Origin of the sequence: Streptococcus oralis, from assembly GCF_003944215.1 — a bacterium.
Classification (GTDB): domain Bacteria; phylum Bacillota; class Bacilli; order Lactobacillales; family Streptococcaceae; genus Streptococcus; species Streptococcus oralis_BI.
Genome location: NZ_RJVZ01000012.1, coordinates 42,393 through 52,745 on the forward strand (window position 1 = coordinate 42,393; position 10,353 = coordinate 52,745).

The window sequence follows — 10,353 nt, forward strand, 5'->3', positions numbered from 1 at the left end:
ATACGATTTTTGGGCTGTTTAGAAAAGAGGAGAAGTGATGACTCAAGTAATGGGGCTCTGTGTCATGGACGTTGACGGCACCCTGATAGCAGAAGAAGTGATTGATCTTTTAGGAAAAGAAGCGGGTTGCGAAGAAGAAATATCGCAGATTACAAGCCAGGCAATGCGAGGTGAACTGGACTTTGAAACAAGCTTACGAGCGAGAGTGGCTTTGTTAAAAGGTCTTCCGGTTTCGGTCTTTGATACTGTCTTCAAATCCATTCATCTGTCCAAGAATGCTCAAGAATTTATCTCCATACTTCAAAAGAAGGGTATTCTAGTCGGTCTAGTGTCTGGTGGATTTGCACCAATAGTTGAGAGATTAGCAACATCCCTTGGTATCTCCTATTTCTCTGCCAACCGGTTGGAGGTCAAAGACGGTTTTTTAACAGGAAAATTAGTTGGTAAAATTGTGACAGGTCAAGTAAAACAAGCTACGCTTGAGAAATGGAGAAAGGAATCAGGACTTTCCAAAGAAAGAACGATTGCCATCGGTGATGGTGCCAATGACCTATTAATGTTGAAATCAGCAGGACGTGGTATTGCATTTTGTGCCAAAGAAGTCGTAAAATCCGAGATAGCTTGTCATGTAGATACGAGGGATTTTTTGAAAGTTTTGCCTTGGATTGATTTCTTAGAATGAGAGGGAACTATGAAAATTGTAATTGCACCTGATTCTTTTAAAGAAAGTTTGACGGCAGAAGAGGTCGCCAAAGCTATAAAAAGGGGTTTTGAACAGTCAATAGCAGATGTAGAATGTCTGCTTTGCCCTGTAGGTGATGGTGGGGAAGGAACTGTAGATGCTATTCGACATTCTCTTGAACTAGAAGAAAAATGGTTCCAAGTGACAGGACCTTTTGGCCTAAATGAAGCAATGCGCTACTTTCAGAAAGGAAAAACAGCGCTCTTTGAAGTTGCTGACTTGGTTGGTCTTGGAAAGATTCCGCAGGAGAAACGAAACCCTCTTCACATCCAAACTCGAGGTATCGGGGAGCTGATTCGTCATCTCATTGATCAAGGGATGAAAGAAATCTATATCGGTGTAGGTGGTACGGCTAGTAATGATGGCGGAATAGGCATTGCTGCTGGTTTAGGTTATTGTTTTTATGATAAGAATGGAAAAGAATTGCCAGCTTGCGGTCAGACTTTGCTTGAGTTCGAGCCAGTTTCAGACAGCGACTTGTATAGGATTCCTGAAGATGTGAAGATTCGCATTTTAGCAGATGTCGTGAGCCCTTTATGTGGCAACCAAGGAGCGACCTATACATTTGGCAGACAAAAAGGTCTGGATCCTGCTCTGTTTGAAACAGTAGATTTGGCTATGCGGCGGTTCTATGAAAAACTTTCGCCATCAACCCTATCTCTGAAAGGAGCAGGAGCCGGCGGTGGCATTGCTGCTGGGCTATGTGCCTTTGCTGAGGCCTGTATCGTATCTGGGATTGATACTTGCTTGGATTTGATAGACTTTGAGAAGAAAGTTGCAGGGGCCGACTTGGTTATCGTTGGAGAAGGTAGACTGGACAGTCAAAGCTTTGTTGGAAAAGCTCCTATCGGTGTAGCAAAAAGAACCCCTAACGGAGTTACTGTTATCGCTATTTGCGGTAGTCTTGCTGACGATTTGCCTCCCCTACCATTCGAAAATATACAGGCAGCCTTTTCTATTTTAGAGAAAAGTGAACCACTAGAAGATAGTCTGAAAAAAGCAAGCCTCTATTTGGAGCACACAGCTGCTAATATTGGTCGTTTATTAAAGTTGAGGAAGGATTAACCCAACCATTTTTTCCAGATGGATTTTTTCGGAGTTTCTGTCTTTTTCTCCTCCCAGAGATTCGAGAATGCAAGTCTAAGGTCCTTTTCGTCTACTTGAACAGGTTCATTCGTGTGAATGACAAGGCCTAAAGGAGAGGTGATATGATTGTCTGAAACAATAGTCGCCTGGCAGTTGCTTTCCTTTGCTTGTTTTAAGTAAAAGACCTGTTTGTCAAACTCGATATTTGGCGAAATCTTCACAAAAAGACTCTCTGTCTTTTCTTGAAAGTTTTTCAAAATCATTAAAAATCCTTTTTGGAGTTGAAGGCTATTGGCCGTCTCAACATCCGCATAGCCAAGAACTCTTTCCTCGAAAGTGCCGAGAAAACGACGTTGTTCATCCGGGTTTAGTTTTGGCCCACCATGAGCTTTTTCTAGTAGTTGTTTTGATAAATCTGTCATAAAAAAAGTATATCACAAAAATCGCAAGAAAACAGATAAAAGAAAGCGATTACTTTATAAAGTTAAGGAAAATTTGCACAAAGATAACGTTTTTTCTTGAAAAACGTGTATTTTTAAGGTATCATAGAGGTGTAAAAAATTTAACTCAAAGGAGAGTAAAAAATGTCAATTATTACTGATGTTTACGCTCGCGAAGTCCTAGACTCACGCGGTAACCCAACACTTGAAGTAGAAGTTTATACTGAATCAGGTACTTTCGGACGTGGTATGGTTCCATCAGGAGCTTCTACTGGTGAACACGAAGCAGTTGAACTTCGCGACGGTGACAAATCTCGTTACGGTGGTCTTGGTACACAAAAAGCTGTTGACAACGTAAACAACATCATCGCTGAAGCAATCATCGGCTACGATGTACGTGACCAACAAGCTATCGACCGTGCTATGATCGCACTTGACGGTACTCCTAACAAAGGTAAATTGGGTGCAAACGCAATTCTTGGTGTGTCTATCGCTGTAGCTCGTGCTGCTGCTGACTATCTTGAAATCCCACTTTACAGCTACCTTGGTGGATTCAACACTAAAGTTCTTCCAACTCCAATGATGAACATCATCAACGGTGGTTCTCACTCTGACGCTCCAATCGCTTTCCAAGAATTCATGATCGTACCTGCTGGTGCACCATCATTCAAAGAAGCTCTTCGTTGGGGTGCTGAAATTTTCCACGCACTTAAGAAAATCCTTAAATCACGTGGTTTGGAAACTGCCGTAGGTGACGAAGGTGGATTCGCTCCTCGTTTTGAAGGAACTGAAGACGGTGTTGAAACTATCCTTGCTGCGATCGAAGCTGCTGGATATGTTCCTGGTAAAGACGTATTTATCGGATTTGACTGTGCTTCATCAGAATTCTACGATAAAGAACGTAAAGTTTACGACTACACTAAATTCGAAGGTGAAGGTGCCGCTGTACGTACTGCTGCAGAACAAATCGACTACCTTGAAGAATTGGTAAACAAATACCCAATCATCACTATCGAAGATGGTATGGACGAAAACGACTGGGACGGTTGGAAAGCTCTTACTGAACGTCTTGGTGGTAAAGTTCAATTGGTTGGTGACGACTTCTTCGTAACAAACACTTCTTACCTTGAAAAAGGTATTGCAGAAGGTGCTGCTAACTCAATCCTTATCAAAGTTAACCAAATCGGTACTCTTACTGAAACTTTCGACGCTATCGAAATGGCGAAAGAAGCTGGTTACACTGCCGTTGTATCACACCGTTCAGGTGAAACTGAAGATTCAACAATCGCTGACATCGCAGTTGCAACTAACGCAGGACAAATCAAGACTGGTTCACTTTCACGTACAGACCGTATCGCTAAATACAACCAATTACTTCGTATCGAAGACCAACTTGGTGAAGTAGCTGAATACCGTGGATTGAAATCATTCTACAACTTGAAAAAATAATCGTTGATTTAACAACGTTTTTGCCCCTCGGATTTTATCCGAAGGGCTTTTTGTATGCAAAGGTAAAAAATGGGAAATAGTTTATGGTATAATAGACAAAAACACTTGTATTAGAAAGCAATTATGTCTAAAGAAATTGATATTGAGTATTACCACCAGCTAGCCTTGCAAAAGCAGAAGGAGCACCGCAAAGTTTTAGCCAATCTAAAGAAAAAACCTCCTAAAAACTTAGATAAGATAGCCCAGCAAATTCACGAAGAAGTTTTTTCTGAGATTGATTGCACTGCCTGCGCTAACTGTTGTAAGACCTTGGGACCTGACTTCAAGGAAGCGGATATTACACGTATTGCCAAGTATTTTAAGATGAAATTACCAGCCTTTGAAGCAGAGTTTTTACAGGTGGACGAAGACGGTGATAAGGTTTTTAAATCTATGCCTTGCCCCTTTCTAGGAGGAGACGATCTCTGTTCTATCTATGATGTTCGTCCAAAGGCCTGCCGAGAATTTCCCCATACAGATCGTAAAAAGATCCATCAAATCAACCATTTGACGATTAAGAACACCTTGACCTGTCCTGCAGCCTATCTCTTTGTTGAGAAATTAAAGGATAAGTTATAGAAATTTACACCTTTAGATCTTGTACAAAGATTCTAGGGCGGAAGTATCTGATATCTGATAGACTATAGATAGAATTGAACACGGCCTAAAAGCTGTTCGAAAAAGAGAAAATTTCTAGGACTAGAAGCTCTAGCGTCAATTTTTCTATTTTCACTTTGCTTTTAAGGACTTTTGTATCTTGTGGAGGTAAGAAGAAACGAATATGATGCATCAATTCAATCGAACCATGGAATATCTGGAAAGCAAGTTGGACGCAGAAGTGGATTTGCAGAAATTCCAGCAGCTATCGGGCTATTCTTATGCTCTCTTTAGCAGGCTATTTTCTATCCTGGCAGATATGACATTAGCAGAATACTTGCGCAATCGCAGGCTGTCAGAGGCTGTGATGGATTTGCGGGAAAGCTCTGAGAAAGTCATTGACATAGCAATGAAATATGGCTATGACTCTGCGGATGCTTTTAGTGCGGCCTTTAAGAAATTCCATGATGCAACTCCCTCAGAAGTTCGAAATGGAAAACCTTATCGGGTCTTTCCTAAGCTTCAATTATCCTTAAAAATCACAGGAGGAAAGAACATGGATATCAAGATTCAAAAGAAGCCTGCATTTATCGTGGCAGGCGTCCTATTGGAAGCTATTGACAATAGCAAATGCCCGTCTGCTTGGGATCAACTCTATGCCCATCACAGTTTTGAAATGCTAGAAGGTTTGGGTAGTGGCCAATCCTTTGGCGTCTGCTCGGATGTCAAAGAAGGCGAAATTATCGACTATATGGCTGCTTATGATGTGACGGATAAAGTAAAAGCAGAAGAATTGGGTCTGTCAATCAAAGACATCCCAGCAGCTGAATATGCTATCGTACCAGTCAAAGGCCCTATACCAGCTAGCATCCACAATGCTTGGAAGTATGTTTTGGAGGTTTTTTTCCCAGAAACAGGCTATCGCCACTCAGGAGCGCCAGACTTTGAAGTCTATACTGAAGGAGACATGTCGTCACCAGACTATCAAATGGAACTCTGGATACCAGTAAGCAAGGACTAGATAATTTTCTATTTTTTATAAAGATGGAAAGCTGACTCTGTAGAAGGTATATTTTACAGAGTTTTGCTTTGTTTGAAAATAACTTATGAAAAAAAGAATTACAATTTAATTTAAATTTAAGTATAAAGAAATTCATTTCTATAAATCAAACATACCATAATTTTTGTTTGGATTTTATGGGGTATGCGAATAGTTTTCTCGGTATAATAGTCCCATAGAAGATAAGGAGGCATGGATATGCAGATGTATTTTGGAGATGTGTCACTTTGCTATAGTTATTCATTGGCAATGGCACTGGATGCCTATGGTTATGACTTTAAAGCAGATTTTTTAGAGGCAATCATGGCGATGGGAAATGGCGCTAGTATCGTAAAGGAAGATGACCAGCACCCTCTAGTATTCTTTGATAATGGAATGCCAGATCTTTCCATCTCTCATTCCTTAAAAATACTTGGATTTGACTATGAAGACTTCTATCTAAAAGATGGATCGGAAGTAGATTTGGAAGAGGTTAAAGGAAAGTTAGTAACCTTTCTGTCCAATGGTCCTGTTGTACTGGGACCTCTTGATATGGGCCATCTGTCCTACAATCCCAACCACACAATCCTTTATGGTGTGGATCACTTCGTAACCGTGTATGATATTGATGATCAGTATCTCTATTTGCATGATCCAGCTGGTTTTGCCTGTATGAAGGTTGCTTTTAATGACATATTAGAAGCTTGGAAGGCGGAGGCTATTGACTATAAGCGTGGAGCTTACTCCATGTGGGGAAATTTTAAGAAGGTCAAGAGTCCTAGTCAGACTGAAATCTATCAGGAAACAGCAAGGATTATGAAAAACCGATATTTGAATGGTCAAAATGGTGTTTTGGAATGCTATGCAAAATCATTTGCTGAAAACGGCTTAAATACCAAGCAAAAACAATTGCATCAGTATTTCAGCTTTAAACTTGCAGCTGTTCGAAATCTCTATCTCAGTAGGTTCTTAAAAGACCATGATCCAGAAGGGGCAAGATTCAAAGAGGAATTGGCTACTCTATTTGGCCGAGCCCATCTTTCATGTTTAAAAGAAGATTATCAAGAACTATCCCACTTGCTCTATCAGATAGCAGAAGTGGATGGTCGCTTTAGAGATTTATATGTAAACTAGTGACTATAAGCATAAAAAATAGTTAGTAAAAGCAGTTTTTCGTAAAATGAAGAACTGCTTTTTGATTATGGTTATGGTATAATGAAGTAAGAAAATAGCTTATTCTACTTAAAAATGAAGGGAGAACTCCTATGCCTAGACCAAGAACGAAAGAGGAATTAGTGCTAGCCTCTAAGGAAAACTATGAAAAGCTCAATCACTTTATCTCTAAATTAAGTGAAGAGGAACTACAGACTCCTTTTGATTTTTCAAAAGACCAAAAGAAAAAAGAAGCTCACTGGAAAAGAGATAAAAATCTAAGAGATGTTCTGATCCATCTCTATGAATGGCATCAGTTACTTTTGACTTGGGTACATTCTAATCAAAAGGGACATGAAAGACCTTTTCTCCCTGAACCTTATAATTGGAAAACTTATGGGGAAATGAATGTCGCTATTTGGAAGAAGCACCAGAAAACGTCTCTAGAAGAAGCGACTAGGCTACTAGAGCAATCACATAAAGAGGTTTTAGAGTTGATGGAAGGCTTCAGCAATGACCAACTCTTTACCAAAGGTATCTATAAATGGACGGGTGGGACAAGTCTAGGTTCCTACTTTGCCAGTAGCACCTCCAGTCACTATGACTGGGCTCTGAAAAAACTCAAAGCTCATCAGAGAAATTGTAAGAGTAGCTAGTTGAAGTGCTATTGAAATTCACCAAAGGTTCTTCTAAGCTTCGAATAGCTTAGTTCTCGTGATTTTTGAACAATTCTAGCTTTAGAATCCTTCAAAAATTAAAATTTAAAGCTGTCATAGACTTAGAATAGCCCTGAAACATTTATTTTAATGTAATTCTAAGTTTAGAATTACAATGATATTAAAGTAATAGAGCTGTTCGATGCTTAGAATGTCTTGATTCTGAGAAATCTTGACTAGAAAATGCCTCGAATGGCTTTTTTCTGATATAGGTTGATAGATAGATGGGTGAGATGATGAACATACAAAAAGAGAAAGTTAGAAAAGTGTTGGTGTCCCTCTGTTTGGGAGAGTTCACAGCCGTCCTATCCATTTGGTTTTGTTTTTTCCTTTTGAAAAATCGGCTTGGTGATTGGAAGAGTGTTGCTGATTTTGATAAATTTATCTCAATATAAATATACAACATATCTTAGGGTGTTATATTGGCAGGGGTACAAGTATATTATTTTCTAAACTGATCTCTGGGCTTGTGGTATAATCGAATTATAAAAAATTATTTCTGCTATTTTTGTAATGATTTTATAAATATAAGCTTAAGAAAGCTAGAGGTGTTTAGTGGTAAAAAAATTTTTCCTAGGTGTAAATTATCGTAGAGTAATTAGCTATACATTGGTTGCATATACAATCATTTGTTGGTTGTTTAAAATTAATATATTACAGCCGTATTCTGGATATAAGATGATTATTGCTGTAGTGACAATATTGTCCTTTTACTTTTTAAGAAATGAAAAGAAGGATGAATTTCTATTTGTAACTATATTATATGTACTGCTCCAGCCCGCGTTGGATTATCTAATTACTATAGCCAATATCGACTTAAATGTATTACTAATGGCTAGTGCAATATTGATTTCTGGGAGTTGGCGGATAGACTCTATCAATAAAATTAATACAGCAGCAGATAATTCCCAGTCAAACATAGACTATTTCAACTTAGTATATCTCAATTCGGCTAAGTCTTATGAAATTGCTACCCTAATCGATGATACTGTCAAGACAACTATTCAGAAGGAAAATAGCAGTACAACAAGTCGTAAAAATTTTTTTGAAATTGGAACGAGAAATGGTTTGTATTCAGGATATGGAAATAGCAACGAATTAACTACGGAAAGTAAAATTAGTGAAAGTTTCGAAGTTAAAAGCACTAAATCTACGATTTTTAGAAAAGTCTATGAAATGTCTAAAAATTTTCAAGCTGAGAACCTAGAGCAAGGAGATTTAATAAAATTTGATAGTGTAACTCTTAATCCCGTAAATGCACAAGATATTCCGCTTATATTGCAAGTGTTACAGGCTAGCAAGTTGGATAATCCTAGTACGGAGGGAATTGAGTTAAATATGTCAAACCTACTTTCTACTTTCTTGACTGACTACACGATTGATTATAGTTTCAAACAAGGTAATGAAAAATTCTTGGTTCGTTTCCCCTATGGAGAAGTTGAAGGTTTTGAGAATGGGTATAGACATAGTGATTTTCAACTTGGAAAACTTAACTTAGTCGGAATAGATAGAGGTAAGATTAATTTTTCTGAAGTTGATACCATGTCAACAAAATTTTTAGAGTTTATGAGTAAGCAAGCCAAGAAAAATAATGTGACGAACAATGTAAAAGATATTATCCCAAAATCCTCATCATCTGAAAAGAGCGATGAATATGGGTCGGAATTCGAAATAGATTTCAACTATGAAAAGTTAAATGGAACATATCATTTGATAGATGTGATTGCTGTCGTTCAAAAAATCAATGTGGAGAGTGAGTCGTGATTTATTTATATGATGTTACAAGAATAGATGATTTAAAAGAACATTTCTTGGAAAGTAAAAGGATTGATATCACTCGTATTCTATCTTACGATTTCACTAATTTGAGTGAAATAGAAGATATATGCGAGGAGATTGATGCTGTAGATGGATTGGTCATAGATTTATCGGCCTTGATGAATTTAAACGCCTATAATAGTCAGTATATAGGTCGAGTTTTCTTTTCGCTAAGTAGAGTGTCTAGCTCCTTTATTTTTTGGCTAAATAAGTTAAAATACGAAAGTGTACTGAAAGAGTTGCCACTTCTATTTGAAAATGAAGAGATAAACGAAAATTTTGCTAATCCAGAAGTTCAAAATTTTAATCCTGACGACGAAACGAAAGATAGTAGTGACACTGAGTTTAGCAATAAAATACAGGAGGCTGCCAGCAACCTAATTGGTCATGATTTATTTAAGGAAGATTTTATACAGAAGTATGAAAACTTTATACTTCTCGAAAGAATAGGAGTCCGGAAGATTTTTTCCGTGTTTCTGATTGGTGAATCTGGAATAGGTAAAACAGAATTTGCTAAGATTTTATCAAAGTCACTCTATCCAGATGAAGAGCTTACCAAAATTAACTTTGGAAATTACTCGACAGAAGGGGTGTTGAATAGTTTAATAGGTTCTCCGCTCGGATACGTTGGAAGCGATGAGGGTGGCGAACTGATTAGAAAAATTAATTCATCCAAATCTAAAATTATTTTGATTGATGAATTTGAAAAGGCGACACCAGCCGTGTTTAATTTTTTTTATGAACTACTAGAAGACGGTAAATTTACAGATAGGCGTGGTATCGCTCATAATCTAAATGGTTATACTATTGTCTTTACTTCCAATATGACTTCTCAGCACTATCTGCAACATATTCCAGCTTCCCTAAGGTCTCGGTTTGATTTACTTAGCGATTTTCAGATTCCTAACTTGGATGAAAAACGCTTATTCATCCAAGAACAAGCAGATAGTCTGGTGGATAAGTTAAATTCTATCAAAAATACCACCTATGAAATTAGCGACGAATTAATGAGAAAAATTCTGAGTTTTTCAGAAGAAAATAATCTTCGTCATATAAAACGCCTTGTTCAAGATGCAATTGCGGAAGATTTCAGAAAAAAATATTGATAAAATTGATATCCTACCTTTTTAGATGAATTAAAATAACAATCACGGTAGAAACCGCAATTGTTTGCGTTTGTTTATAAATTTGCGTTAATTTATACTGCTGTCTAGGCTGTTGGGGTATAATAAATCTATCAATTTTTTTGAATAACTACTTTAAGAGAGACAGATA

10 protein-coding genes are annotated in these 10,353 nt (G+C 37.8%); 9 read left to right on the top strand and 1 reads right to left on the bottom strand.

The genetic code is table 11. The features are described from left to right. Window positions 1-37: 37 nt before the first annotated feature. Complete coding sequence (gene serB, locus D8804_RS07665; protein ID WP_125399369.1) at window positions 38-682, top strand: phosphoserine phosphatase SerB; 645 nt, start codon at window positions 38-40, stop codon at window positions 680-682. Window positions 683-691: 9 nt separating this feature from the next. Continuing rightward, on the top strand, window positions 692-1,807 hold the full coding sequence (locus D8804_RS07670) for a glycerate kinase (protein ID WP_125399370.1): 1,116 nt from the start codon (window positions 692-694) through the stop codon (window positions 1,805-1,807). On the opposite strand, the gene D8804_RS07675 is transcribed toward D8804_RS07670, so the two are convergent. After that, the gene (locus D8804_RS07675; protein ID WP_125399371.1) at window positions 1,804-2,250 is read right to left on the bottom strand and encodes a DUF1694 domain-containing protein; all 447 of its coding nucleotides are present in this window, start codon (window positions 2,248-2,250) and stop codon (window positions 1,804-1,806) included. The two genes, D8804_RS07670 and D8804_RS07675, sit on opposite strands and share 4 nt — an antisense overlap. Before the next feature lie 162 nt (window positions 2,251-2,412). Here D8804_RS07675 and eno point away from each other — a divergent pair, with 162 nt between their 5' ends. The 7 genes from eno (at window position 2,413) to D8804_RS07710 (ending at window position 10,184) form a co-directional block, all read left to right on the top strand. After that, window positions 2,413-3,717, top strand: coding sequence for a surface-displayed alpha-enolase (gene eno, locus D8804_RS07680; RefSeq protein WP_125399372.1), 1,305 nt, complete (start codon window positions 2,413-2,415; stop codon window positions 3,715-3,717). Between the two features lie 123 nt (window positions 3,718-3,840). After that, complete coding sequence (locus D8804_RS07685) at window positions 3,841-4,335, top strand: YkgJ family cysteine cluster protein (protein ID WP_125399373.1); 495 nt, start codon at window positions 3,841-3,843, stop codon at window positions 4,333-4,335. A 202-nt stretch (window positions 4,336-4,537) separates the two neighbouring features. Beyond that, entirely contained in the window at window positions 4,538-5,374 is an 837-nt protein-coding gene (locus D8804_RS07690; protein WP_125399374.1) for an AraC family transcriptional regulator, read from the top strand. A 237-nt stretch (window positions 5,375-5,611) separates the two neighbouring features. Beyond that, entirely contained in the window at window positions 5,612-6,526 is a 915-nt protein-coding gene (locus tag D8804_RS07695) for a cysteine peptidase family C39 domain-containing protein (protein ID WP_125399375.1), read from the top strand. Window positions 6,527-6,657: 131 nt separating this feature from the next. Then, window positions 6,658-7,200 (top strand): ClbS/DfsB family four-helix bundle protein, encoded by a 543-nt coding sequence (locus tag D8804_RS07700; RefSeq protein ID WP_125399376.1) that lies wholly within the window; start codon window positions 6,658-6,660, stop codon window positions 7,198-7,200. 615 nt (window positions 7,201-7,815) lie between these two features. Beyond that, window positions 7,816-9,024 carry a hypothetical protein gene (locus tag D8804_RS07705; RefSeq protein ID WP_125399377.1) on the top strand — a complete coding sequence of 403 codons (1,209 nt, stop codon included), beginning with the start codon at window positions 7,816-7,818 and terminating at the stop codon, window positions 9,022-9,024. Beyond that, window positions 9,021-10,184, top strand: a complete 1,164-nt coding sequence (locus D8804_RS07710; RefSeq protein ID WP_125399378.1) for an AAA family ATPase — start codon at window positions 9,021-9,023, stop codon at window positions 10,182-10,184. The genes D8804_RS07705 and D8804_RS07710 overlap by 4 nt, the downstream gene beginning before the upstream one ends. The last annotated feature ends 169 nt before the right edge of the window (window positions 10,185-10,353 follow it).

Excerpts from the sequence above, each read along its gene's own strand:
- serB (WP_125399369.1), top strand. The coding sequence starts at position 38 with ATGACTCAAGTAATGGGGCTCTGTGTCATGGACGTTGACGGCACCCTG.
- D8804_RS07670 (WP_125399370.1), top strand. The coding sequence starts at position 692 with ATGAAAATTGTAATTGCACCTGATTCTTTTAAAGAAAGTTTGACGGCA.
- D8804_RS07675 (WP_125399371.1), bottom strand. The coding sequence starts at position 2,250 with ATGACAGATTTATCAAAACAACTACTAGAAAAAGCTCATGGTGGGCCA.
- eno (WP_125399372.1), top strand. The coding sequence starts at position 2,413 with ATGTCAATTATTACTGATGTTTACGCTCGCGAAGTCCTAGACTCACGC.
- D8804_RS07685 (WP_125399373.1), top strand. The coding sequence starts at position 3,841 with ATGTCTAAAGAAATTGATATTGAGTATTACCACCAGCTAGCCTTGCAA.
- D8804_RS07690 (WP_125399374.1), top strand. The coding sequence starts at position 4,538 with ATGATGCATCAATTCAATCGAACCATGGAATATCTGGAAAGCAAGTTG.
- D8804_RS07695 (WP_125399375.1), top strand. The coding sequence starts at position 5,612 with ATGCAGATGTATTTTGGAGATGTGTCACTTTGCTATAGTTATTCATTG.
- D8804_RS07700 (WP_125399376.1), top strand. The coding sequence starts at position 6,658 with ATGCCTAGACCAAGAACGAAAGAGGAATTAGTGCTAGCCTCTAAGGAA.